The sequence below is a fragment of the Bacillus sp. 41-22 genome (assembly GCF_025809295.1).
GTDB classification, from domain to species: Bacteria; Bacillota; Bacilli; order Bacillales; family Bacillaceae_G; genus Bacillus_A; species Bacillus_A mycoides.
Genome location: NZ_CP084035.1, coordinates 2,527,597 through 2,553,943, shown reverse-complemented (window position 1 = coordinate 2,553,943; position 26,347 = coordinate 2,527,597). Strand labels below are relative to the sequence as shown.

Annotated in this window: 26 protein-coding genes and 2 pseudogenes; 6 read left to right on the top strand and 22 right to left on the bottom strand. The window is 34.1% G+C overall.

The features are described from left to right. Positions 1-15: 15 nt before the first annotated feature. The 4 genes and pseudogenes from LCF45_RS12925 to LCF45_RS12910 form a co-directional block, all read right to left on the bottom strand. A pseudogene (locus LCF45_RS12925) lies at positions 16-1,201 on the bottom strand (alpha/beta hydrolase). An 87-nt stretch (positions 1,202-1,288) separates the two neighbouring features. Next, a complete protein-coding gene (locus LCF45_RS12920) occupies positions 1,289-1,651 on the bottom strand; it encodes a hypothetical protein (RefSeq protein WP_002127600.1) in 363 nt (120 codons plus the stop codon). A gap of 270 nt (positions 1,652-1,921) precedes the next feature. Next, positions 1,922-2,293 carry a YxiJ-like family protein gene (locus tag LCF45_RS12915; protein ID WP_263894874.1) on the bottom strand — a complete coding sequence of 124 codons (372 nt, stop codon included), beginning with the start codon at positions 2,291-2,293 and terminating at the stop codon, positions 1,922-1,924. Positions 2,294-2,305: 12 nt separating this feature from the next. Continuing rightward, the gene (locus LCF45_RS12910; protein ID WP_002127598.1) at positions 2,306-3,157 is read right to left on the bottom strand and encodes a patatin-like phospholipase family protein; all 852 of its coding nucleotides are present in this window, start codon (positions 3,155-3,157) and stop codon (positions 2,306-2,308) included. Between the two features lie 179 nt (positions 3,158-3,336). On the opposite strand from LCF45_RS12910, the gene LCF45_RS12905 reads away from it, so the two are divergent. Then, positions 3,337-3,714 (top strand): PH domain-containing protein, encoded by a 378-nt coding sequence (locus LCF45_RS12905; RefSeq protein WP_078203286.1) that lies wholly within the window; start codon positions 3,337-3,339, stop codon positions 3,712-3,714. 121 nt (positions 3,715-3,835) lie between these two features. Here the strand turns inward: LCF45_RS12905 and LCF45_RS12900 are convergent, their stop codons facing one another. The 5 genes from LCF45_RS12900 to LCF45_RS12880 form a co-directional block, all read right to left on the bottom strand. Continuing rightward, complete coding sequence (locus LCF45_RS12900) at positions 3,836-4,360, bottom strand: GNAT family N-acetyltransferase (RefSeq protein WP_078206904.1); 525 nt, start codon at positions 4,358-4,360, stop codon at positions 3,836-3,838. Beyond that, positions 4,300-4,821 carry a YfiT family bacillithiol transferase gene (locus LCF45_RS12895; protein WP_002013255.1) on the bottom strand — a complete coding sequence of 174 codons (522 nt, stop codon included), beginning with the start codon at positions 4,819-4,821 and terminating at the stop codon, positions 4,300-4,302. The genes LCF45_RS12900 and LCF45_RS12895 overlap by 61 nt, the downstream gene beginning before the upstream one ends. Positions 4,822-4,844: 23 nt before the next feature. Beyond that, the gene (locus tag LCF45_RS12890) at positions 4,845-5,366 is read right to left on the bottom strand and encodes a GNAT family N-acetyltransferase (RefSeq protein WP_002127596.1); all 522 of its coding nucleotides are present in this window, start codon (positions 5,364-5,366) and stop codon (positions 4,845-4,847) included. Between the two features lie 63 nt (positions 5,367-5,429). Then, the gene (locus tag LCF45_RS12885; protein ID WP_002013257.1) at positions 5,430-6,752 is read right to left on the bottom strand and encodes an FAD-dependent oxidoreductase; all 1,323 of its coding nucleotides are present in this window, start codon (positions 6,750-6,752) and stop codon (positions 5,430-5,432) included. An 80-nt stretch (positions 6,753-6,832) separates the two neighbouring features. Continuing rightward, positions 6,833-7,612: an undecaprenyl-diphosphate phosphatase gene (locus LCF45_RS12880; RefSeq protein ID WP_002013258.1), complete on the bottom strand. Its 780-nt coding sequence runs from the start codon at positions 7,610-7,612 to the stop codon at positions 6,833-6,835. Positions 7,613-7,768: 156 nt separating this feature from the next. Between LCF45_RS12880 and LCF45_RS12875 the strand changes: the two genes are divergently transcribed. Next, entirely contained in the window at positions 7,769-7,975 is a 207-nt protein-coding gene (locus LCF45_RS12875; RefSeq protein ID WP_002127593.1) for a hypothetical protein, read from the top strand. 126 nt (positions 7,976-8,101) lie between these two features. Here LCF45_RS12875 and LCF45_RS12870 read toward each other — a convergent pair whose 3' ends face one another. From LCF45_RS12870 to LCF45_RS12835, 8 genes and pseudogenes are all read right to left on the bottom strand, one after another. Then, entirely contained in the window at positions 8,102-8,482 is a 381-nt protein-coding gene (locus LCF45_RS12870; RefSeq protein ID WP_002013261.1) for a nucleotide excision repair endonuclease, read from the bottom strand. A 77-nt stretch (positions 8,483-8,559) separates the two neighbouring features. Next, positions 8,560-9,123, bottom strand: a complete 564-nt coding sequence (locus tag LCF45_RS12865; RefSeq protein ID WP_002013262.1) for a GNAT family N-acetyltransferase — start codon at positions 9,121-9,123, stop codon at positions 8,560-8,562. A gap of 68 nt (positions 9,124-9,191) precedes the next feature. Beyond that, positions 9,192-9,764 (bottom strand): YybS family protein, encoded by a 573-nt coding sequence (locus LCF45_RS12860; protein ID WP_078203283.1) that lies wholly within the window; start codon positions 9,762-9,764, stop codon positions 9,192-9,194. Positions 9,765-9,961: 197 nt separating this feature from the next. Then, positions 9,962-11,392, bottom strand: a complete 1,431-nt coding sequence (locus LCF45_RS12855; RefSeq protein WP_263894873.1) for a PQQ-dependent sugar dehydrogenase — start codon at positions 11,390-11,392, stop codon at positions 9,962-9,964. Positions 11,393-11,483: 91 nt separating this feature from the next. Next, positions 11,484-13,202, bottom strand: coding sequence for an alpha-keto acid decarboxylase family protein (locus LCF45_RS12850; protein ID WP_263894872.1), 1,719 nt, complete (start codon positions 13,200-13,202; stop codon positions 11,484-11,486). A 379-nt stretch (positions 13,203-13,581) separates the two neighbouring features. Continuing rightward, positions 13,582-15,456, bottom strand: coding sequence for an ABC transporter ATP-binding protein (locus tag LCF45_RS12845; RefSeq protein WP_050000466.1), 1,875 nt, complete (start codon positions 15,454-15,456; stop codon positions 13,582-13,584). After that, the gene (locus LCF45_RS12840; RefSeq protein ID WP_263894871.1) at positions 15,453-17,699 is read right to left on the bottom strand and encodes an ABC transporter ATP-binding protein; all 2,247 of its coding nucleotides are present in this window, start codon (positions 17,697-17,699) and stop codon (positions 15,453-15,455) included. Before LCF45_RS12840 ends, LCF45_RS12845 begins: the two co-directional genes overlap by 4 nt. A gap of 162 nt (positions 17,700-17,861) precedes the next feature. Next, a pseudogene (locus tag LCF45_RS12835) lies at positions 17,862-17,966 on the bottom strand (IS6 family transposase); the annotation flags it as partial. 534 nt (positions 17,967-18,500) lie between these two features. Between LCF45_RS12835 and pssA the strand changes: the two are divergent. Continuing rightward, on the top strand, positions 18,501-18,992 hold the full coding sequence (pssA, locus tag LCF45_RS12830; RefSeq protein WP_002085344.1) for a CDP-diacylglycerol--serine O-phosphatidyltransferase: 492 nt from the start codon (positions 18,501-18,503) through the stop codon (positions 18,990-18,992). A gap of 317 nt (positions 18,993-19,309) precedes the next feature. Here the strand turns inward: pssA and LCF45_RS12825 are convergent, their stop codons facing one another. Further along, positions 19,310-20,425: an NAD(P)/FAD-dependent oxidoreductase gene (locus LCF45_RS12825; protein ID WP_002168304.1), complete on the bottom strand. Its 1,116-nt coding sequence runs from the start codon at positions 20,423-20,425 to the stop codon at positions 19,310-19,312. A 126-nt stretch (positions 20,426-20,551) separates the two neighbouring features. Then, positions 20,552-21,205 carry a YdeI/OmpD-associated family protein gene (locus tag LCF45_RS12820; RefSeq protein ID WP_002085348.1) on the bottom strand — a complete coding sequence of 218 codons (654 nt, stop codon included), beginning with the start codon at positions 21,203-21,205 and terminating at the stop codon, positions 20,552-20,554. Positions 21,206-21,348: 143 nt separating this feature from the next. On the opposite strand from LCF45_RS12820, the gene LCF45_RS12815 reads away from it, so the two are divergent. Then, entirely contained in the window at positions 21,349-21,531 is a 183-nt protein-coding gene (locus tag LCF45_RS12815; RefSeq protein ID WP_002013279.1) for a hypothetical protein, read from the top strand. Positions 21,532-21,550: 19 nt separating this feature from the next. Here the strand turns inward: LCF45_RS12815 and LCF45_RS12810 are convergent, their stop codons facing one another. The 3 genes from LCF45_RS12810 to LCF45_RS12800 form a co-directional block, all read right to left on the bottom strand. Then, entirely contained in the window at positions 21,551-22,318 is a 768-nt protein-coding gene (locus tag LCF45_RS12810) for an arylamine N-acetyltransferase family protein (RefSeq protein WP_002127580.1), read from the bottom strand. Positions 22,319-22,508: 190 nt separating this feature from the next. Further along, positions 22,509-22,877, bottom strand: coding sequence for a DUF4180 domain-containing protein (locus LCF45_RS12805; protein ID WP_002127579.1), 369 nt, complete (start codon positions 22,875-22,877; stop codon positions 22,509-22,511). 171 nt (positions 22,878-23,048) lie between these two features. Then, positions 23,049-23,726: an HAD family hydrolase gene (locus tag LCF45_RS12800; RefSeq protein ID WP_002127577.1), complete on the bottom strand. Its 678-nt coding sequence runs from the start codon at positions 23,724-23,726 to the stop codon at positions 23,049-23,051. Positions 23,727-24,189: 463 nt separating this feature from the next. Here LCF45_RS12800 and LCF45_RS12795 point away from each other — a divergent pair, with 463 nt between their 5' ends. Continuing rightward, positions 24,190-24,855, top strand: coding sequence for a response regulator transcription factor (locus tag LCF45_RS12795; RefSeq protein ID WP_000800741.1), 666 nt, complete (start codon positions 24,190-24,192; stop codon positions 24,853-24,855). Beyond that, entirely contained in the window at positions 24,848-26,320 is a 1,473-nt protein-coding gene (locus tag LCF45_RS12790; protein WP_002168308.1) for a sensor histidine kinase, read from the top strand. Before LCF45_RS12795 ends, LCF45_RS12790 begins: the two co-directional genes overlap by 8 nt. Positions 26,321-26,347: the final 27 nt, after the last annotated feature.

Genomic DNA, 26,347 nt, shown 5'->3' with positions numbered 1-26,347 from the left:
TCTCTCCTTTTTATTTTATAGTGTGGTTTTTGTATGTTTTAATGCTTTCAACCCATCAAATAACTTTTCTCGCCACCAAACACCGTCATGACCGCCTTGAAACTCTTCATAAGTAATTTGGTATCCTTTTTCTTTTAAAGCTTTATACAGGCGTCTATTAGCCGTTAAAAGAGGTTTGTTTTCAAGTTCTCCTGCTGCTATGTAAAAATGAGGTTGACTCGTATTAGAATCTATAGATGAAATTTGATTTTCAATCCAAGGAATTTGATTTTCATAACCATCCTTTTTCCAATGCACGGATCCAGACATTGACAACACGTTTCCGAAAACATGTGGATTTTGAAGCGCTGCATAAAAAGCTGCTAAGCCACCAAGACTGAAACCAGCAATTGTTGTATGATTCTTTTCTTGATATACGTGATACCTAGCTTGAATCCATGGAAGTAGTTCCTCCGTTAAAAATGTATTCATTTTATCGTTATAAGTTAGCTCTTCTAGTCGATCAACGGGTTCTATTGCAACAGCAATACAAGATGGGATTTCTTTTTCGTATATTAAATAATTGAGTGTTCTTGCGATTGAAAGGTTATTAATGAATGAATTCCCATCAAACACAATGAGAAGTTCTTGAAGATGTGAAGTGTGAGAATAGTCATGAGGCGTATAAATATAAATTTTACGTGTGTCATTTAAAATCGTACTATGAAAAGAATATGTTTCAATTTTTCCAGATGGATAATGATCTGAAGGAAAACGACTGCTATACTGTACTGTTTAACACAGACGCTTTATTGGCATCTTCTCCAAATGTATTTTTATTAAATCGATCTAGTTGGTACTTTTCACTGCGCTTTATCCAATCATTTTCGAAAAAATCGTTTACTGAAAAATAGTACGTTGAAATAAAACTCTCATCCGTCCTAAACGTTACATACCAAATATCTGTCTGTAACAACCGTTGTAGTTGATTTACAGACAGATCCCAACCAGGAAAACTACCGAATACATAAACGTTTTCAGTTTTTTGATCCCCTAACGATATATACGTTATAAGCTTATACTGATTTTCTACAGGACATTGTTCTATTAGTGGCGTATTATTTGACTTTATTTCATGCAAAAAAGTATAAATTGCTTTCTCGTTTCCTTTTTTTAATTGATTATTAAGCTCCTCTAACTTAGGACTAATTATTGAAGTCACCCATCTGCCTCCTTTGTATTTCTTTCTTTTCACTAGATTGCTTTTATAAAATTTAGGATTAGTATGTTATGTATTTAGATGAGTTATTTATTTAGAAGGTTTATCAATTGCCTGAATAGAAAGTTCCAACGCTTTTATTCTTCTTTCTAAAAGTGTTCTTTGAGGACTACCAGCCTTAGACTTATCATAGGCTCTCTCAATTGATGGAAGCAAACCAGCAAGGATATTACGAGCTTCTGCTAACTCTTCTTGGCTATACCGATGACTTTCTTGATTCCACACGTTCTCTAACACTGCTAGCCCTATACAAACGGCTTTAAGCCTTTTTTTCACTAAGGTAGTATTTGCTCCCTTTTGAGTCATCTGTGAAAAAGCATTTTCAAGTTTACGAATTGTCGATTGTAAAGATTTTATTGATTCCAATTTATCTATATTTGACACGTTTTCCATGTTACTATTGTTCCTCCTGGCTTAACTTATTTAATACTGGATATAATAAGTACTTGATTTCACTCGAAATATTTTATCATAAATAACTAACTATATTCGAATTGGATAATGGATTAAAGGAAAACGGTATCTAAACGCCTCTCCCTCCTTTACATCATTCTATATGTACTTCTTTCTTCGTATTAGAATCCCTATATAAACAAGGTATTAAAATTGTATTTTTTATGAACAAAAAAACGCACAAGCAGCATAACTTGTACGTTTTTATTTTTATTCAGTAAGATAATACAGTAATAGTTTCCGGGCCTTCTCATAATTCATGAAATCTCTATACAAAATGGGATACTTCACAATTTCTGTTTCTATAAAACGATATTGCGGAAACCATTCAAAAAACGATTTCTTTAGCCACTTTATTTGATCAAACACAATCTCCTTTTCGTTGTTATTAAGTATGTAACTTAAAGTACCAGCTGTGTGCATCCAATAATAATTTAAATCAGCGCTTATGCAATCATCTTCTGTAAACATATTATTAAAATCTTTTCGTATTTTTCGAAGGGCACAATTCGGAAACGGTTTAAGCAGCGGACTATGTATTTTCTGCAATTCATTAAAAATAACCTTTTTACCTAATAGCAACTTTCCACCCCTTTATTTCTCTATCCAATTTAATAATTTTTCATAATGATATTGAGCATCTGTATAGCCGAGATTATATAGGTTAACAAGTTTCTCTTTATTTCTTTCTATTCCGCTTATAGGAAGCTGTGCGCTTGGCTGAATTACATAAAAATTATCTTTGTGTTCGTTGTGATTCATATAAGATACAGTTTCATTATAAAAACGATAATGTTCTACTAAATGCTCTGCGATTTTTGGATATCTTCTATATAAAATTTTAGCTAGTCCAGAAAATTTATTACGCTGCTTCTCGTATCCTTCTGGCTTTGTCATTATAACAACGTTTTTTAAATAACCATCATTTTGCGCTTTAAAAACTGGAATAGGATCTATAATCCCTCCATCTAACAATTTTCGATTATCATATTCTACAGCAGGTGCTATAAACGGCACAGAGCTTGATGCACGAATAATTTTTAAAATATCATTTCCATGTTCTGTTTTATTATAATAAACTGCCTGTCCTGATTCACAATCAGTCGTTCCGATTACAAACTGTTCATTTGAATTTAGGAATGTTTGAAAATCAAACGGTACAATTTTGTTTGGTACTTCATCAAATAAAAAATCCATTCCAAATAATTCACGTTTTTGAATTAAGTTTCGATAAGATATATACCTGTGATCTGCTACTAGCTCTGTATTCACTTTTTTATTTCTTCCTTTTTGACGTGACAAATATGTTGCTCCCATACACGCTCCGGCGGATACACCGACTACATACGGAAAGAATAATTCCCTTTCCATAAAATATTCGAGTACTCCTGCAGTATATAATCCTTTCATTCCGCCGCCTTCTAATACTAAACCGATATTTTTCATGCTATATCCCTCTACTTCTGTTTTCTTAATTATATGTTAGCACAAGATTTTAGGATGAGGTTATATAAATTGGTTGCAATAATAACAAAAAACTATTGAAGCAATGTCATAATCTATTAGCCATTCGCATGGTACAATATAAGAAACTCATTCCACATATTATAAAGGAGGAATTTCATATGGGTTTATTTAGTGGTATTTTAGGAAATGCATCAAGTGCGAGTACAGAAAGCGTTGAACGTGATTTAGAAAAGATTATGCTAGACGATGAGAAAATTGAGCATGCTTATAAATTAATTCGTGATTTAATCGTATTTACAAATCGTCGTCTTATTTTAGTAGATAAACAAGGAATATCAGGTAAAAAAACAGAGTATCATTCTATTCCTTATAAAAGCATTACACAATTTAGCATTGAAACAGCTGGGCATTTTGATTTAGATGCAGAGCTTAAAATTTGGGTATCTAGTATGGATGATCCAATTACGAAAGAATTTAAAGGTGACGATAGTATTTTAAGCATTCAAAAAGCGTTAGTAACATATACGACGAAATAACGCCTTTCCGTATATTTATTCATTATCGAAATTAATAACCCGAGTATTTTGGAAGGATATGCGTTGTTTTTGTATATTTAATCTAAAATAACATAAAAAGGTAAAGCGTATTTCAAATGCTTTACCTTTCTTTTTTGTAATAAATAAGTGTAGTTTTATCATTTAATTTCTTTATTACTTCTGTTCTTTTATACCCCATTTTTTCGTATAGAAAACAATTTCTTTCTTCTTCTAAAATCGTAGCAAGTTCAAAACTCCGTGCTTCTGGAAACATCTCTTCAATTAAAATAAGTACCATCTTAGCGATTCCTTTCCCTTGATAGATTGGATGAATGAACATTGGACTGATCCAAAATTTATAAGGTCTTTCTTTTTGGGATATACATATCGCTCCAACAAGGTTCGAATCTATTATCATCTTATAAAAGTTGTTGCTCGGATTATTTATTCTTAAAATAGTTTTTTCAATAGATTCATTTGCTGGATTTGTTTCATAGTCTTTATATTTATTTAATAAAGGACTAAATGAGTCTATTTGCATTTGAAATAAAACTGCTGCATCAATTTCTGTCGCCTTCTCTAATGTTACCAATTTAAACGCTCTCTTAAAGAAGTAATATGAGCTGTATGATGACGACCGTGCCATGCATATAGTCCAATTGCAGCAGCAAGTTTTGTTTCTCCTGATTCAGGATGATTAAATGTCTTTTCTAAATCTGCCGGTTCTAAAGAATATAATAAGTTAATCCATCTTTTATGTAATGAATCTAGCATTACAAGTGAAACATCTACTGGTAATTTCGAGTCAGGTAGCTCTGCCCATTTTTCTTCTTTGTACGGTTTAATAGTTGGATTCTTTTCTGTCAGTGCTAATTTAAAGCGTATGTAGCTATTCATATGACTATCAACAACATGATGAACAACTTGGCGAACAGTCCATCCACCGACGCGATACGGTGTATCTAACTGCTTCTGATCTAAATCTTTTATCGCTCTTGCTAGTTCATTAGGTAAATCCTCTATTTCTTGAATCCATTTATCAATTATTTCTTCTGTAATAGTTCCTACGTAAGTAAATTGACCTATTGGATAACGTAAATCCTTCATGTACATGTCCCTCCCTATTATTTTTAACCCTTAGTGGTCCTCCAAATATAATGTACGAAATTTACGTTTTCCCCGTTTAAATCTACAGTAGTTGTCTCCGCTTCCTTTTCACGAGAAAATCCGTTCTTTTCTAATACAATTTGTGAAGCTATGTTATTTGTTGTTGTCATAGCATGTATTTCATTAATTTCATAGACTCTTGCTTGAGCCAAAATCAATTTTACAGATGCTGCTGCAACTCCTTTTTTTGTAAAATCCTCTCCAACTCGGTAGCCTAACGACCCAATTCGTTTTTCCTTATCTACATCAACTAAATTGATACGTCCTACAATTTCTTTTTCTGTATTACGTATGAGATGAAAATAAGAAATCCCCTCAGTTTGTTCTTTTAATAGTTCGGCAAGTTGCTTTTGAAAGTATTCATACACGTAATAATTAGAGCCACGACTTGGTACCATTGTTTCAAAAAATGATTTGTTCGTGAGTTCAAAATTAAATAAATCTTCAGCGTCTTGATTCTTTAATTGTTCTATGTATATTTCCATCCCGTTTACCCCTTCTTGATTTACTAACTGTTATACATTCTTTTTTAAACGATAATTTTCCTGCTATTTCTTTCGTCTGAGTAATACAGTAAGTAATACTCTAGGATGAAAAAGATGAAATGGACTACGAATTAAGTTCATAACTCTGACTAACCGAATATAAATATCAGAATCACTTGCAGAAAGTTGATATATTTGTTTCGTATACCATTGCTGAAATTTTTGTTTCGTAGTTAATTCTTTCTGTAACTTAGGATGACGTGCTATCTCCGTTGTGGTCATTTCCCAAGGTGTTTTGATAATCATAGCAGTCTTCCTATAAAACTCTCGAGTTAATGTTTTATCAAGCCTTTTTCTCCCTTGAAGAATTAGTTGCAATTGGTGAGCTTCCATAGCTGCAACTGAAACACCTTGTCCGAAAACTGGATCAAAACGACAATGCGCATCTCCAACTACTAACAATCCTTCAGGCAAATTATTAACTAGATCAAATCGCCTGCGTACTTGATATGGAATTTTGTACGTTTTTATATCGGTAATCGCCTCAGATTTGTTTAGAAACTCTGTAACATTAGTGATTGATAGGTTTTCAGCAAAATCATAAAATTCATCATCTGTTTGCGGTGCTTTTTCATTCGCATATCCACTAAAAGTAACAAAATAACGATCATCTTCAATCGTTTGAATTAGAACACCATAAGGATTCTCAGGAAAACTTGGAGACATAAGCATATTACAGCAGTCTAATTTCTCTTTTTCTTTGAGCCTAAACATTCTAGTTGCGTAAAACAAATCAATTCTTACTTTCTCTTCTTGTACTTCGAAATTGTATTCTTGTAACCAATCTATACTTTTCGAACCAAATCCACTTGCATCAACAACAAGATCTGCATGAAATTCTTCTTTCATTCCTGTTTTCAAACATTTAGCTGTTATTCCATAGACTTTATTAAGTTTGTTATCTACTAGTAATCCTTCAACCAACATTTCATACTTCGAAGTAACATTTGAAACTTGTTCAATTCGTTTTTGAATATGCGATTCTAACAGAAGACGACTTTGTTGAATCATATTTATTTCGCCTTTGAAAGGCTGCTTCCATAGGCCGAACTGATGCCATTTTAAATCGCGAGTAAAGTTATTTACGATGCTACCTGCTTCAATTAATTCATTAGTAATGTTAGGAAACAACTCCTCAAGTGCTTCTTCGCCGCCTTTTAATAACACATGCGGATGATTACTTTGCGGAACTCTTTTTCGCGGACCATTTCCATCCCATTCTTCACCAGCTTCTACAATGATTACTTCTTCAAACGTATTTGATAAAGCCTTTGCGGCGAGTTTTCCTGCGATACTTCCACCAATAACAATAGCCTTAGTAAACATTTTTTCCCCCTTAATGAAAAGAGATCCTGTCGTGTATGAATGGAACAGGATCTTAACTAATAATTCCTTGATAATTATATTTAAAACACCTGTGTGAATTGCAACATTAAAATTAAAATACCTAATCCCCATACGTAATACGCGAATACTTTTAAAGAATGACGTTTTAAATATTGAATCATCCATGAAACTGCTATGTAACCAAAGAACGCTGCTGATAATGTTCCGACAATTAGTGATGTACTAGAAATAGATTCAGCTTTCCCTTGAAAAACATCTGCAAATTGCAAGATGATAGCTCCGACAATAGCTGGTGTTGATAATAAAAAGGAAAAGTACGCCGCTGTTTCGCGGTCTAACTTTCTCCATAATGCAGCGACAATTGTCATTCCAGAACGGGAAATTGCTGGAAATATAGCTACTGCTTGAAATGAACCAATTATGAATGCATCTTTATATGTAATATCATTCATTTTTTTACGACCGTTCTTTTGTTTATCGGCCATATAAAGAAATAAACCCGTCACTAAAAACTCCCAACCTATTGTTATACCTGTTTTTGAAATATCTTCAAAAAAGTCTTTAAATAATAAGCCGATTACAACCGCAGGTATCGTCCCGACAATAAGTAATAGCATAAGCTTTGAAAATGGATTTTTTATTAAATAAATAAATTCTTTTCTATAATAAATAAACACCGCAAGTAACGTCCCTATATGCAGCATCGTATCTAAAAACAAACCTGCCTCATCTAACTGAAAAATATGTCGCCCTAAATATAGGTGACCTGTACTGCTTATAGGTAAAAACTCTGTCAGCCCTTGAATAATTCCTAAAATAAAAGCTTCTAGCCAATTCATGATGATCTCCTTTCTCATTTGCTTGTACCAATATATGATGCTTTAATTTTTGTTATGAAAGAAAATATATTTCTCTTGGGGATTTACTTTAACCTTTATTTAGAAGTTATGGATTGCGATAAAGATGGATATATATGTAAAAAAAGGAGGGTTTACATGGAGAAACACACAAAATTAGGCAACATATTACTTTGGATTGGACCAATTCTTGTGTTCTTAGGCTTATGTATGACAAATGTAATTACAGACATACCTTTCTTCGAAGGAAAGCATAAAACTTTTGGAATTATTATGTTATTTATAGGGGTACTTTGTTTAATTGCCGCTCATTACTTTAAAATACGAAAAAATTCTGCCGATTAAATAATCTATTCCCTTATAAGGAGGAACAAATGCGAGGAAAATCATTACGGACAAAAATTACAAAGCTATATAAATAAAAACAATCCTAGTGTATGTACTAGGATTGTTTCATTTCGCTAATGTTGTTTATTTATAAAACACTTTATCAACGTTATATTTCGCTTTGTACTTATTAATGATGTATGTTTCGTAAATTTCTCTTTCAGTTGGATCTTCTACGATACATGCATCGATACGGTATACTTCATCACGATTATTTTTGATTGGTGAAACATTATCTTCAAAATGCTTTTTAATACGTTGTCTAATTTTACGAGCTTTACCTACGAAAAGAAGTTCGTCATTAATATTGTAAAACATAAAAATGCCGCCTTTATCTCTAGGGAACAAGTGGAAATCGATAAAACCGTTAATTGGAGTAATTAATGGCTCGTCTCCTTTAATAACTTGGTTACGTTCAGTAATTGAAACATCAGCTTCAGGAATATTAATTTTAATCAAGTTCATTCACGTCCTCTTTTATTATAAAGATAAATAATAGCATAAGTATGTAAGAAAAGCTATGTTAAGAGAGATATTTCATTTTATAATTCAAATATTATAGGTATATCATGTAAACTTTTTTTCCAAATCATATGATCGTTTGATTCGCCCCAATAATCCTTCAGCACATAACTAGGTTTTCCAAACTTTTTTGTCCATATACTTTGTGCTTTTTTGTATCCACTATCTAAACAGCATTCGATTATTCCTCTGCTAAGTAATGTAAGATACATTGTATTTAGTAGTAAACTCCCTATACCTTTTCTTTGATACTCCGGAAGTATAAATACAGTTCCTATTTCATACAAATCCTTAAGTACACCGTCTGTACAACTATTAATCAATGCACTTGCTGGACCGATTTCAATCGTTCCAATGATTTTATCGTTACTTGTATCTATCGCTAATAAAAAGTAACGATTTTCTCCATTACTATCAAAATCATTTTTTAAATATTTCTTTTTCGAGTTAATTTCATTTTCTATGTCATCTAATAGATGTGATAACCCTTCGTTTTTAAATGTATTAGTAATAACAAGACGAAAAAACAAATGTAATTCATCTAAATCATTCGAATTCGGCCTTCTAATTTCAATGTTATACATGGCTTACATCTCCAATTTTTAAAAATATATGAGAAAGTGTATTTGTTCAAAAAGATTTTATGCAATTGCTAAGACCATACTTTATATACTCTATTCATTATTATTCTACACAACTCTGCATAGATCCAGCAGTATAAAAAACTCAGTATAAATATTAATGTAATAACTTTTATATCCATAGTCGTATGAATAGTAGGACCAAGTACAGGAAAACGGAAGATATCGAGAATGATCATAATTCCTATAAGTAGACATATCGCTGAAAAGGAAATTACCCAAATCCTCCTCTTGAATTGTAAAAAGGATACTCCTAACGCTATACCTAATAAGCCTGTAGTAAAGGGAAAGACAATTAGTTCACTTGGCTCAATAATGAATAATAGGAAAATAGTAAGAATATAAGAAAGTACTCCCTCACGAATAGCATAACAAATAGCTAGAAAAATCGGTAGCGTCGCGAAAGGACTAATAAATAACCCAATTCCAGGGATTAAGTTCCCCGCAGATTGAAAAATAGCAGCAAATGAACCGAGTAATGCTGTAATGACTAACCTACTTGCAGGCGTCACCTTTCTTTTATGAACAAAATTCGCATCCTGCTCTATCATCCATTGATACCAATAGCTTCTAAAGCGATTCATCAAATTCCCCCTAAAGAGACTTAATTCACCACTTTCTATTTTTATTCAAATACTTATTGGTTATGTTTTACTTTCTGCTTGTTAGGAATCACTATACAATAGATGTTTATCCATAGAAGGTTTTTTAAGAGGCGCTAAGTCGTGCGTTTGAAAAAGTATGAATTCCATATATTTTTAGACTAAGAGTTTATACCGTATCATGGAACAATTTCAAAAATAGTACCTTTGTTAAATTCAGTTACTTTCATAGAACCATAAACTCCTAAATATAATCTAGTTTGATCTAAGTTTGTTCCTAAACTAACATAATAAGCTGCTTGAGTCCCAAAATCATAAGTGGTTTCAATAACATGAAAATCATTACGTTTCCCGTCTAGAGCTGCTCTAGTAAAAGCTAACACTCCCTTTACTGGAGATTGAAATTCTTCTTTCTTAGCAAGATCAGTAAACACGATACTACCAGTTAAATTAGGAATTGTAGTTCCCATATATGGTTGTACTCCTGTAAGTGAGGTTCCTCCAAACTTATCTGCTCTGGAATCTTTATGAAAATAACTAATTAGGGGCTGTATGCGCCTCACTGATGTTTCTATTGTTTCATTATAATAAGCCATTGTTCTCTCATCCAAAGTAGGATTCTCAGAACAGTGCCTTATAAAAGAAGTAGGAAATTCTCCTTCCCATCCTCGCCAACCAAAATTAATAAATCCATCTTGATTGGGAGTGGATCTCATTAAATGCGTTTGAACAAGTTCGGTAACCGGTATGGGTTTATAATGAACAAACGAAAAAATAGACTCTACAATATCCTGCCCGACATTTCCAGCATATTTGATATATTGATTATAAAACCTTTGAAATGAAATACCTGTTATATTCCGAACTCCTTTCGCAATTACTGTAAGTGTTTCTTGTATAGATAAAGGAAACTCATTAAAGCGTGTAACTACTGGAGGGTTATTTATGAATGTATTTTTACTTACATCAATTTCAATTATTTTGCCCGCTATTTCTAAATCATCCTGGCTTAAATTAAATGGATCATAACCCGATCCACCATCTCCATTTGTAAAAACAAGTTTTCCACTCTCAGGTGAAAAGTTTAAACTATTGACTCCGTTATGATTAAAAAAGGGCCTTTTTATGTTAAGTAATGTCCGTCGTTTTTGAGGTTGACTATGTGATTGTAAAATCCATTCCTCAACCGTATCAATATGATCATATTGAGTATCTCTATTTACCCACTTTAAGTTTAAAGTTTTCGGATCACACGGATTAGGTTTAAAAGGTTCAGAAAGGGCACCCGGACCTTGAGTGCCAGCTACTGAATTATGAAGGTAAAATAAACCGTTTTGATAAAATTGTGGATGAAACGCTAGTCCTAGCAATCCTCGTTCATCATAACCGCTACTAGAGACACCTTCTTCAAACGTGCCTAATTTGATAATTCGCGGGCGAATATCTAAAAAAGTCCTTATAACTCCGTCTCCTATGTAAAAGATTTCTCCTACCTGGGTTGCAATAAATAACCTTTCAATTGAGTCACCTGGTAGTATAGTTGTTTTCAAAACAGTAGGTAAATTGAACTTACTTGCAATGGGTCGTAAACTAACCTTAACTTTTGTCAACTTACTTTACACCCCTTTAATTGCGTTTTATTAAAAGAATATGATTAGAACTGTTCAATTAGTATCCAATTAGGGACTAGGGAATTGGATACTAGTTCTGACTGCGCTGCTTTTCCTGCTTCTCCATATAACTACGCATCCGTCGCATGTATTCAGGTGCGTCCATTCGATTCCCTGCGATCATTTCAATAATACAGAGTCTTTTGGCGCTTTCCTTTTCAGCATGGATTATAGCCTGATCAAGCTCTCCATAGGTCCGGACTGTAACGGTAAACGCGTTACCTCCAAAAGCTTCGGCCAGCTTGGTGTAAGACCATTGAGGGATTTCGTTGTACTTTTGATCCTCTGTTTTGACATTTAAATATCTCTCGATTGTATAACCATCGTTGTTCAAAACAAAGATTATAGGCTTGCAGCCGTAATAGAGCATAGAACTGATTTCCTGTACCGTTAGCTGCAGGGCACCGTCACCTGTAAACACCAATACTCGGCGTTCCGGCGCGGCCATAATAGCACCAAACGCCGAAGGGATTGCGTAACCGATGGACTGCCATTCACCTTGTCCAATATATGTTACATTGCCCGGCAGTCTTATCTCTCCCATTCCGTAATAAAGCGTTCCGGTCTCGGCGATTACAATATCCTCCTCTTTCAGCATGCGCTGAAAACGTGGATAATAGCCGTCCGCCATTAGAGGTCCGTCGGCAATAGTTGTGAATTGCTCATAAGGGAATGACAATTTTTTTGTCAAACCTTTGCCTGTATAACTCAACTTCTGCACAGCAAGTAGCATGTCGGCTGCAAGAACATTCGGATATTCCGCCTCAGCGATTTTAACTATATCTGGTTGAATATTGACAGTTATCAGTGGGTTCAGCTTTGCGGTAAAACTTGCGGTGTTTGTATCCGCCCATACCATACCAATCGCAATGATACAATCTGCATTCTCCACTGTACTTTGGACTTCAGTCCTCCCGAAAGAGCCTAAATACATTCCGATATAATTTGGATGGTTCTCGTCGAATCCGCCCTTCCCGTACATCATCGTTACAACAGGCACATTCATTGCATCGGCTAGCTGCTGAGTCGCTGTCTGAAGGCCGAATCGCATCGTTTTCACATCCACCAGGATAACCGGTCGTTGGGCACGTTCCAAAAGCGGACGGACATGATTCACTGCAGCCTGAAGGGTATTCGGGTTGGATGTTGGACGTGGTGGTACCGGTTCTGCCCAGACTTTAATCGGCTTGGTCACTAAATCATTAGCCACAACCAGGTATACCGGCTTTTTCTTTTCCTTAGCAATGCGAATCGCAGTCTGAATTTCAATCTTGGCATTTTCCGGCGTAAGCACCGCGGTATATGCCGTAATCTGCTCATACACCTTGCGAAAAACGTCAAAATTCCCATCCATTAAGGTGTGATGCATAAGCTTATGCTCTTTTTGATCCTTCTCAGGAGGCGCACCCACAATGTGTATAATTGGCACATGCTCGCTGTTGGCTCCCGCTATCGCATTGCATGCACTGAGCTCCCCGACCCCAAATGTCGTAATAAGAGCCGATATTCCTTTGATTCTTGCATAGCCATCTGCAGCGTAGCCCGAGTTTAGTTCATTTCGTCCTTCTATAAAACGGATGCCGTTATAACACTCCAAAGTATCAAGAAGTGTAAAATTATAGTCCCCTGCGACACCAAAAATTTCGGTTATGCCCTCCAGTTTCAGACAATCGAACAAATACTGGCCAACCGTTTTTTGATCAGGTCCCCTTTGTAAACCAAAGCTGCCCGTATTAATCATGTTGTCCATCGCTTGCTCACTCCTTATCTATTTCTTTGGCTTGTTCTATTTTATAGTACCCTTTTTGATAATTCCCTTTAATTAAACCGGTTATCCGTTGTGCAACAATTAATCGGGAAGAAATGCTCCTTATCTTTGGAGATATTCATAAAACAAGAGAAGGAGGAGAAACACTAAAACATTACAAGAATGTATTAATTAATCTTCTAATGTTCTTTTTAAATTGTTTCCCTTTAAAACATCCCATTTATCATGCTCCTCACTCTGTTTTGCAAAAGTCTAGCTTACTTTTAAAAACTTTGTAACAGAACCTTAAAAATAATAAAAACCCACGAAGAAAATGCATTTTCTTCGTGGGTTTAGTTATTTAAATGGACTTTCACCTAACTCAAGAAGCATCCGCACCTTCAAACTGACTATTATAAAGCGAAGCATAGAAACCATCAGCTTTCAATAACTCTTCATGATTACCTTGTTCTACAATATCTCCGTCTTTCATGACAAGGATTAAATCTGCATCACGTATTGTTGATAATCTATGAGCGATAATGAAGCTTGTTCTACCTTCCATAAGGTTTTCCATCGCTTTTTGAATCAGTACTTCTGTACGAGTGTCAATGGAGCTTGTTGCTTCATCGAGTATTAATATTTTCGGATCCGCTATAAGGGCACGTGCAATTGTTAGTAGTTGCTTTTGTCCTTGGGATACGTTGCTTGCTTCTTCGTTTAGTTCCATTTGATATTTATTTGGTAATGTTTTTACGAAGTTGTGAACGTGAGCTGCTTTCGCTGCTTCAATTACTTCTTCGTCTGTAGCATCGAGTCTACCGTAACGTATATTTTCCATGATGGAGCCGTTAAATAGCCAAGTGTCTTGAAGTACCATACCAAACATGTTGCGCAGGTCTTCTCGCGTGAAGTCTTTTATATCGTGACCGTCGATACATATTGCACCGCTGTTTATGTCATAGAAACGCATTAACAGTTTTACAATCGTTGTTTTACCAGCTCCGGTTGGTCCGACGATTGCTACCTTTTGTCCAGGTTTAATGTTAGATGAGAAATTATTGATGATGATCTTATCTGGATTGTATCCAAATTGAACATCTTGGAAGGTAACTTCTCCTTGAACTTTTTGCAGCTTCACTGGATTTTCTGCTTCTGGCACTTCCTCTTCTTCTTCTAAAAATTCGAAGACTCTTTCTGCAGCAGCTGCAGTAGATTGAAGTACGTTCGCGATTTGTGCTACTTGAGCGATTGGTTGCGTAAAGCTTCTAACATATTGCACAAAGGCTAAAATGTCTCCAACTGCGATGGTTCTCTTTACCGCAAGCCACCCACCTAAAATAGATACAGCGACGTAACCGATATTACCGATAAATGTCATAATCGGCATCATCATTCCAGATAAAAATTGAGATTTCCATGCGGAATGGTAAAGGGTATCATTTACCTTTTCGAATTTTTTCACTTCTTCTTCTTCTTTGTTGAAGGCTTTTACGATATTGTGACCACTATAAATTTCTTCGACCTGACCGTTTACGTGTCCTAAATATTCTTGCTGGGATTTGAAGTATTTTTGTGATCGTTTTACGACTGCCATGATGAGAATCATCGATACTGGCAATATTAAAAGCGCCACTAATGTCATTTGCCAGCTGATTGATAACATCATGATAAGTACACCGATGATTGTAATAACGGATGTGATGATTTGCGACATACTTTGGTTTAAAGTTTGGCTCACCGTATCTACGTCATTTGTAATTCTCGATAATACTTCGCCGTGCGTTGTTTTATCAAAGTATTTCAGCGGCATACGGTTAATTTTTTCATCGATTTCTTTTCTGAAGTTATAAGATACTTTTTGAGCTACTCCAGAAATAATGTACCCCTGGATAATACCAAACACAGTGCTCAGTATATATAATCCAAGGAGTAAAATGACAATGTTTCCGATATAGGTAAAGTCAATGGCCGCACCGGGTGCTCCTGATACTTTGCTTACGAGTCCTTCGAAAAGTTTTGTTGTCGCGTTTCCTAAAATTTTTGGACCAACGATTGTAAAGGCTGCACTGCCGATTGCGAAAAGGATAACGATTAAGATTGATAATTTATAGGGATTCAAGTATTGAAGGAGTTTATTCATCGTTCCTTTGAAGTTTTTTGCTTTCTCAATCTTTCTCATGCCGCCGCCCATAGGACCGCCACCGCCAGGACCAGGGCCGCTTTGTTTTCTATTTTCTATTTTTCTATCACTCATGATGACAACTCCTCTCTTGAAAGTTGTGATAAAGCAATTTGCTTATAAACTTCACAGTTTTCCATAAGCTCTTCATGAGTACCAGTTCCAATTATTTTTCCTTCGTCAAGTACAATAATCTTATCGGCATTCATGATTGTACTGATTCTTTGGGCAATAAGTAAAATAGTACTTCCTGTAATCTCATTGTTTAAAGCTCTGCGCAATGCTGCGTCTGTCTTAAAGTCAAGAGCTGAGAAACTATCATCTAATATGAAGATTTCCGATTTTTTCGTAAGAGCACGCGCAATAGAAAGTCTTTGTTTTTGACCACCGGAAACGTTCGTACCACCTTGTGATATTTCTGTGCGGAAGCTTTCAGGTTTCGCGTTAATAAACTCCATAGCTTGCGCGATTTCCGCCGCTTTTTCGAGTTCTTCTTCAGTTGCTTCTTTTTTACCATATTTCAAATTACTCTCGATTGTACCTGAGAAGAGAACTCCTTTTTGCGGTACATAACCAATTTTCTCTCTTAATTCCTTCTGAGATACTTCTCTAATATCCGTGCCATCTATTAATATTTGGCCGCTTGTGACATCGTAAAAGCGTGGAATTAAGTTGATTAATGTTGATTTACCACTACCTGTACTTCCGATGAAAGCTGTCGTTTCACCAGGTTTTGCAGTAAAGGTGATATTGGAAAGCACATCTTCTTCTGCACCTGGGTATCTAAAGCCAACATTTTTAAATTCAACGTAACCTTTCTTGTCTGAAGCAAATGTTTTCGGCTCTTTTACATCACTAATGGTAATGTCAGTATCTAAAACTTCTGCGATACGTTGTGCGGAAACTGAAGCACGTGGAACCATAATAGATACCATTGAAATCATTAAGAAGGCCATGATGATTTGCATTGTATATTGCATAAATGCCATCAAATCACCAACTTGCATATGTCCCATATCCACTTGGTGTGATCCAACCCAAATAATAAGTACAGTAACGGCATTCATGATAAACATCATCATTGGCATCATAAATGACATTAAACGGCTTACAAATAAATTTGTTTTTGTTAAATCTTGATTTCCTTTTTCAAATTTCTTTTCTTCATGTTTTTGAGTATTAAAAGCACGAATAACTAGCATACCGGTTAAAGATTCACGAGTGATTAAGTTAATTTTATCTACTAACTTTTGGATACGCTTAAACTTAGGAATCGCGATGCTAAATAAACCAATGACTAGGCTTAAAATCGCAATTACCGCAACTGCGATAATCCATCCCATTGAAAGGTCTGTAGTAAGTACTTTAATAATGCCGCCGATACCTAAAATTGGTGCATAGAATACAATGCGAAGCATCATAACCATAAGTGTTTGAACTTGTTGGATATCATTTGTACTTCTTGTGATTAGAGATGCAGTGGAAAACTTATCAAACTCCGCATTCGAGAAGTTTGTAACTTTCCGGAATACTTTCTTTCTAAGGTCTCTGCCGAGTCCTGCAGCTACTTTTGCAGCAAGTAAACTCACGATAACGGTAGCTGCCATACTTACTAAGGATAAAAGTAGCATTTTCCCGCCGGAAGTAAGGATGAAATTGGATTGAAGCTTATCTATATTGATACCGATCTTTTTATACTCATTCTCAATGAATGAAACGGCTGATTGCGTTACCATGCTGCCTGGCATATTCTTAAACTTTTCATCTGCCTTTTCTTTCATTGCATTGATTTGATCTTGAGGAAGTTTCGCAATGATTGCAAAAGGATCTGAATTTGGCGGAAGTTTCGCTGGTGTGTTGTTGTCACCTGTCGCAGCAGGAGAGAAAGCAGATGAGCCACCTTTTTCAATTCCTTGTGTAATTAACATTGGTTTCCCAAAGATATCGTTAAGTTCGTTAATTATTTTTTTATCTTCTGTATGTAACTTATAAAGTGGCTCTTTATCAAGCTGCGGATAATCTTTTAAGTCATTTTTTAGTTCACTTTGAGAGAGGCTGTTCTTATCTAAATGTACATAGTTGTCAGCAACTTTTTTCTTCTCATTTTCATTCATAAAGAGCGTAAGTTTATCCATTTCACTTTTACGAATAACCTCAGGTACTGCATTTTCTACACCTTTTTGTTGAATCCCTACATTGACAATGTTAGACATGTAGTCTGGCAGTGATAGATCGCATACTGCCTGTACAGTTAAAAGACATACAACTGCAATGATGGAAGCAATAAATGGTTTTAAATGTTTGATGATCTTTAACATTTAGTTCATCTCTCCATTTTCTTTGTCTAATTTTTTTAGTTTTTACTCCGCTTCTCTCCTTTATTCTTCGTATTCTCAGTAATTCATTCTAGCAGCTCTTTACGTATTTTCGACTACAAGTTAATTTTATGACTATATGAAGATATGATGCATCTTTTAGTGTGTAGATGTTGTTTTATAGGACTTAAATCCAAAAATAGAACGCACATGTTTCTTAATAAAACGATGATCTTGTTCCACTATATAATTAATATATCTAACTAATCTTTTCTGGCGGAAAACCAGAATTTCGTAAACTACCTGAATTGATTGATGAATATCGGATTAATATGTTTCCTGTAGTCCTAGGCAGTGGACTACCTTTATTAAAGAAATTACGGACAAAATCAATCTTAAACTTATAATAAACAATACATTTAAAACTGGAGCGGTTGGTCTTATCCACCAATCGGAGGAAAATGCTTGACTACTCGGCACTTCAACTATCGAGTGCTAATATTCAACAACGCGTACCGAAAATAATCAACCATATTTTATAAAAAGTGATTCTATAAAATATGTTTAGAGCCTATTTTGATAACTCTTTTTTTCAAAAACAGGCTTTTTATATTAGGTAAATCAGCAGTAATAGACTTACCTTTGATCAAACATGTTTATAAACCAACATAACGTACAGGAAATCGGCTTTTCTCTTGCCGAAATTTATTAGCATACAGTGGTCATATATTTTCAAGAATAACGGAAGAATATATAGAAAATGCTACATAAACGTGAAGTTTGATCAACTTAGGGGGGACAACCTTGTTCAATCAAATAGTAAAAGCTGTACCCAATTTATTTACGATTGGAAATTTATTGTGCGGTGTTTTTTCAATTACCATGAATATGAGTGACTATTTGGAAGTAGCCTCCATTTTTATTTTCTTTTCAGCTGTTTTAGATCTCCTTGATGGAAGAATTGCGAGAAAATTAAAAGTGAACAGTGAGTTTGGTGTACAATTGGATTCCTTAGCTGATATTGTTAGTTTCGGAGTTGCTCCTGCACTTTTATTTCATTCGATAGCAACACCATCTATTTTAACTTCTTTGGCATTTATCCTTTTCCCAACGATGGGTGCTTTAAGATTAGCTAAATTTAGTGTAAAACCAACCATTGGATATTTTAAGGGATTACCTATTCCAGCTGCTGGATTACCATTGGCCGGTATGGGATTGTTTTCATATAGCAATGCATGGATTACATTAATCCTCGCTCTCTTAATGGTAAGTCCAATTAGGTTTAAAAAACTTTAATTGGGATCCCGCCTATCGCTTTAATTTCATTTGTGAAACGGTTCTCTAATATCCATCAAGTTGAGGATTTTGATGTTATTTCGCCTCTATATTGAACGAATCAATCTTTCTTCTCTAATACCTCAAACGATAAAAATGCACTTCGTTGCTATAAAGGGAAAAAAATTTTCGTTTTGTGGGTTATCTATTTTCTTAGCTTGATAACGATGTGGTGGTACCCCTTGTTTAAAAGAACTCCTACCTCCCAAATACTTAGTTACGCCCAAATAACATAACAAAAAGACTAGGAAATCACTCCTAATCTTTTTTGTTTATTACTATTCCATTGCCCCAGCAACATCATAATCATTTAAATCTAATTCAATCGGTTGCCCTAACGCAAGTTTCGCAAGTTCTGATCCTAAGTATGGACCTGCTGTTAATCCTGAAGCACCTAATCCGTTTGCAATGAGTATGCCTTCAAAATTAGGGAGTGGGCCAATAACAGGTAAGAATCCTGGCGTAAATGGCCTGAAGCCAACTCTAGTTTCAAGCATTGTACCATCTTCTAAACCAGGCGCTACTGTTAACGCTTTATGGAATACTTCATGTAAACCACCAGCTGTTACACGGTGATCGAAACCAGTATCATTCTCATGCGTTGCACCAATTACGACATGACCATTGTCAAATGTTAAAATATATTGATCGTTCGGCGGCATAACAACTGGCATATTTTCTGTTGCTGTATTTTCAATTTGCAAATGAACAATTTGTCCTTTTTGGAACGTAACTAAGAAATTAATTCCTAATGGATTCAAGATTTCGTTCGCCCATGCGCCTGCAGTTACCATTACCTTTTCCGCTACAATTGTTTCGTCATTTACTTTAACTCCCGTAATATGATTCCCTTCACGGACTAATACTGCATCACCTTTTATGAAAGTTGCACCATGTTTTTTCGCAGCGCTTATTAATGCGTTGCGTAATAATCTTCCATTTACTCGTGCAGCGCCACTAATATGAACAGAACTATATTCTTCCGATAATGCTGGGAATAATTTTTTCGTTTCTTCAGCTGATAAGCGAGTGATTTCACCAATCTCTGGTGCATCTTCACGGCGTTTATACGCTCGCTCTTCCATTTGATCTAGTTTTTTCTCATCAGTATGTAAACTAATTGCACCTACACGGTTGTAACCTGTATCCGTTTCACCGTCTTCTTCTAATTGCTGAATTAACGAAGAATAGTAACGTGCACCGCCTTTAACGATTTTATACCATGCTTTATTACGACGTTGCGACAGCCACGGACAGACAATACCTGCTGCTGCATCAGTTGCTTGACCTAAATCTTGACGATCTACAATAGTAACCTTCGCACCAGCCTTAGCAAGATGATAGGCAGTAGATGCCCCTAAAATTCCAGATCCAACTACAATATACGATTTCATTTCAAACACCTTTTCTCTTTTGCTAATTATTTAAATATAAGAACATACTTTAGTATACTGAAAGGAATCCTTTTTTCAATGTGCTCAACGTAATTAATTGTTGCATCATTGTGACGTTCCTAATCATTATTTTTTCTTCTTACGGAATAATTCAATTGTTTTATAGCCTTGTGAAAGGATTTCAATCATTTTCTCAAGACGTTTATCGCGTGTTTTTTCTTGTTTCACAGAAAATAAATTACGTGCCCAATCTTTTTGATAACCAGGAGTTAAACTTTGATAAAACTTAAGTTCAGCTGGATGATTAGCCAATAATGCTTCAACATCTTGAATACGGTCTGCATAATCAGCAACACATTGACTCGCTGCAGGTGTTTTCTTCGCTTTTTTCTTTTCACGTTTTAAACCTACAACTGTAAAGACATCATCCATACTTACCATTCGCGCAAATTTAATTTCGCTTTCCCCCACATATCCATCATCTCCAACGTTTAATGCCGGAAACATCTCATCACGGTGAATAAACGTACTGTAACGAGCATTACCTTTTTTCGGATATGCGAAAAACACGTAACCTTTTTCAATTAGTAATTCTTCATTACTAATAATAAAATTCGTTTGTTTCACCATTTCATCAAGTGTTTCAACAAAAATAAAAATAGCATCATGTTCTTTTGAAAATGAGGTTTCTTTACCTGTGAAAATGTCATAATCACTTGGTTCGTTAATTACGACCATATTTGTATACTTATTTAGTTTCAATTTATCAATAACTGACATTATAATCTTCCTTTGCATCCAATATTCATTTTATATACTTCTTTATACTGTTCTAGTGTATTATATCTATTAAGAAAATTAAACTTGAAATCGTATCATTCTGTTTCAATAGACCATAATTTTTTACTATAAGTAGTGGTTTTATGCCGTATGTAATCCGAGATGAAGGGCTAGTTTTGCAAGGAGATAATGGAAAAGAGCCAGTCTTTCATACATATGAAGAAGCTGAGGAAACGTTAAAAACGTTAACTATACCGCAGTTTCCGAAACATATTAGACGAAAACCATTTAAACCAAAAATAATAAAAATAGCCGATTCTGAATAAGAACCGGCTATTTTTATATTCACAACTCAATAGCAAATAAAGTATATAAAAGCTCTTTATATTGATTTTCTGTAATTTCACGCTTCGTTTTTTCTCCATAAATAATTTCAGTTAAACTAGTATTCGTTAATGAGACATGGCCAAAGTTCGTCAATTTTACTGCAATGGGTCCTTTATTGAAAATAGATTTCTCATCTTCTATCACTCTTCTTTGAACATCGTTTACTACTGTCTCATCAATAATATGTTTATAAAAAGCATGACAAACTTTCCATTCTCCATCAACATCTACTCTTTCTAGAACATAGTTTCCTTTACTCGTATCTTTTTGTCTTACTCGATACGAACCGTTTTTAGAAGAAACAAGTTCGCCAGTAAACGGTACTGGCACAAGAGGTACTAATGAAGCAATACCTACATCAATTAAGTACCTTACGTTTTCGTAATTTAAAATAATTGTTATATGCCCATCTTCAAGTGCCCAAGCGTTTATATCATTTTTATATACGGTACCTAGTGCGAGTTGTACATCATAACCACTATCTTTTAAAAAATAGTAAAAAAGAGTATTTAATTCATAACAAAGCCCACCTCGAGAACTAGTTAAAATTTTCTCTTGTAAGTTTTTCATAGAAATTGTATTCGCATTACTTGCTATTACATTTAAATTCTCAAACGGGATTGTGTGGGCAAATGCAAAGAGTATTGTACTTAATTCTTCAAATTTTATTTCAGTACGTTTTTCAAGGTTTAATCTTGTGAAAAGTTGATCTTGTAACTTTGTCATATTCAGCACCCCTTAATAAGTTATAAATTAAAATAATATATGCTGATTGTAAATTTGAAGGGATATAGTAACAATGTACATTTGCAGTTACTGTACCGGTACAAAATTTAAATTTGAAAAACATATTTATATAAAAATACAAATAAGAGGCACCTTCACGGATGCCTCTTTCGAATTACATTTTATATCTTTATTTCAATGAGCTTAATTTTTCAATTGCTTGTTGCTCAGTTGCTAAGAAAAAAATATCCTTACCTTTATTACATTCATAAATGAAATCTTTTAGGCTTTTACTAGTGTACATAGAAAAATCCCCGATGATAGCAATTTTCACGCTGTAATTAATAAACTTTTGAAGAATATCACCCGCAAGACGTGTTTTTAAGTCAAAGAAACTTTCACTTATTAATGATTTATTGATAGCAATCCGCTTTGAATCCGCTTCATATTGAACTGTTGCCATGAGATCTAATGCAGATTGAACATCGGATATTAATACTGTATCGTTTCTGACGACGGCAATATTTATTCCGCCAATTACTACTTTCTTTATTTCCATAGTCTCACTCCTCTATAATTTATAAAGTATATATTAAACATGCTGTGTAGATCTTCATTAACACACATAAATGATTTGCCCCTGGCCCAATATCCTTTATATCCTCGTAAATAAATATTGTTTTAAAACTTCTCATACGGTCAATGAAATTAAGGGTAATCTATCTTTTTACTATTTTTGAAAATTTATCTCTCCACAATAACTTAATAAATTATCAAAAGAAGTAATCTCGGCATATGGTTTAGTGTCGGTATTATTCTTAATCATATTAGGATTGAACCATATGCCCTTTATATTTGCATTTTGACAACCAGCAATATCCTTTTCTAAGTCATCTCCAACAAATAGTACATCTTCTGATTGTACATTTAGCTTATTTAATGCTAATTCAAATATGAGTTTGTCAGGTTTACTAAATCCCGCTTCTTCAGAAATAATGATTGTATCAAAATAACGATTCAAATTCGTGTTAATTATTTTTTCTTTTTGCCTCTGAGTTGAGCCATTTGTTATAATTCCAACTTTAATATGTGACTTTATAGTATTTATGATATTAATAGTTTTTTGGTTTATAGAAAAACATTTCGGGAAATTATTATTCCAAAATTCTTGAATGCAATTGCGTGGTAATCTATATTTCGGTGGGAATTCATCAAAAAACGATTCCAAAACCTTTACTTTATCACTATGACCATAGCTTTTTTTATCATATCCCTTGAATTTCTGTAACATTTCGTTTTTTACTGCATGTTGTTCAACATCCCCATAAAACTCCTCTAAAATAATGGAAAACAGTTTATCTACTGCCTTATCCCTATCAAGTAACGTATCATCTAAATCAAATAGCATAGCTTTATAACTCCTCAAATAATTTCACAACCTTTCTCACATGATTTAAATAATCCCTTGTTCGCACCTTAGGCCTTTACTAAATTAGCAAAAAAACTACAAAGTTTGTGGCGTACGCTCTAGAATTTCGCTGGCTTCTTTTATATTTAAATTCATCTCCCTTTCCCCTTCTAGTAAAGTATCGAAAGTATATTATCAAACAGTTAAAAAAAACTACATACAATTTACATTATTATACATTATTTTTTTGTAAATATTAATCGTTCAGCTTTTTATATGATAAGTTTTTTCAAGCACACAAATATTTCTCCATAAAAAAGGAATATGGGTAATAATCCTTTTTTACGGAGAATACACAATCTTGAAAAGGGAGTTAATACGTTAAACGTCCTATGAAGTTTCCTACTGTATCTCCACATAAACTCCAGATAGTAAGGCTATAATGACTACCAGAGGTGATATTATGAAAAACTATCATATTCTCGTGGTAGAAGACGATCAAGAAATTCAGGAATTAATTAAACAATTTTTAATGACACAACAGTATACAGTTGTAGTTGCATCAGATGGATTAGAGGGTATGACACAATTTAATAAGCAATCCTTTGATTTAATTCTTCTAGATGTAATGATGCCCAATCTTAATGGATTTGAAGTATCCAAGATGATTCGAAGTCAGTCAAACGTACCAATTATTATGCTAACTGCATTGGAAGAAGAGGAAGATCAAATGAAAGGGTTCGATCTTGGAATCGATGATTATATAACAAAACCCTTTTCGTTTCATGTTTTGATTAGACGAGTCGAAGCTGTACTTAGAAGAAGTTATGATAAAAATGTAAATAATCATTTGGTATTTAAAGAAGTGCGTATCGATGTTGATGCATATAGAGTATATGTAAATGACGTTGAAATTTTATTAACGACAAAAGAGTTTGAAATTCTACAACTACTATTTCAAAATGAGAGAAAAGTACTCACAAGAGAAAATATCGTAGAAAAAGTTTGGGGGTACGATTATTTTGGAGAAACACGAATAATTGATACACATATTAAAAACCTACGTAAAAAGTTAGCTATCCCTTATATTAAAACAATAAAGGGTATTGGTTATAAAATTGATGAATAGTATTGTGAAAATCATGAAGATGAAGCAAATTACTTATAAACTCTTTATGACTACCTCTCTCATTTTGTTATCCTTTGCAGTATTGATTTATTTAACTTTATACTTCTTTCTCCCTACGTTTTATGAGCAATACAAAACAGATCAACTTCAAACAGGGATAAAAGAAATCATTGATAAATCTAAAGATCTTACGTTTCAAGATGCGATACCACTTTTTGATGAATATGCAAAAAAAAATAATGCGATGCTTTATCTTCAAAATAATGAGGGAATAATTAAATACTCTCCTTCATTTTCTTTTACTCAAAATGGTTCGCAAACAACAGTAGTTACTAGAGCCACACGGTTCGAGAATGCAGGTACCCTTAGCAATTCATATAACGTTACGAAACCAATTCAATTCCAAGATGGTAGTTTAACGCTTATAGTCTTTGCTACATTTCAACCAATTGATGAAGCTTCACAGGTTTTAGTACGCTTTCTCCCCTATATTAGTATCATTGTACTCATAATTGGTGTAGGGAGTGCTTATTTCTATTCCAGGTTTATTACAAAACCACTTATTTATATTAATGAGGGTGCACAAAAGATGGCAAATTTAGATTTCTCCGAAAAAATTGAGGTTCGCTCTACAGATGAGTTAGGAGAATTATCTAATAGTTTGAATGACATGTCTATTAACTTACAACAAGCTATGTTTGATTTAAAAAAAGCAAATCAACAATTAAAAAATGATATTGAAAAAGAACGAGAAATAGAAACAAAACGCAGAGAGTTTTTTGCGATTGTAGCACATGAATTAAAGACCCCTCTTACTGTAATGAAAGGATACTTAGAAGGGATGATATACAATATTGGCCCTTATCAAAATCGTGATCAATATTTAAAGAAAAATCATCAAATTATTGAAAGTATGGAACAATTAGTTCGTGAAATTTTAAGCATGTCGAAATTAGAACAACACACCTTTAAACTAAAAGTAGAAGAAGTTAATCTTTCGAAGTTAATAGATACAATCACAAAAGATCTCGAATTTTTTGCTTCTCAAAAAAGCATCCAAATAATAAAAGAAATTGATTCTGATCTTTCTGTTTATACAGATCGTGTTCTTTTTGAAAAAGCATGTAAAAATATTATCCATAATGCGGTTATGTATTCACCACATAATGAAAAAGTCTATATAAAGTTAAGTGAGGATTCTAAACAAGGTCAAATCAAAATGCAAATTATGAATACAGGTGTCAATATTAAAGAAGAGGATATACAACAAATTTTCAAACCATTTTATCGAATTGAAAAATCAAGGAATCGAAATACTGGAGGAAGTGGTTTGGGGCTATATATTGTTAAACAAATTCTTGAAACGTTAGATATAAAGTATTCTATAAAGAATATGGAACGTAGTGTACAATTTAGCATGAACATTCCATTATCTAAACAAAAAACAAACAAACTCCCCTCTTAGTAGGACGAGTTTGTTTGTTTTTTGTAA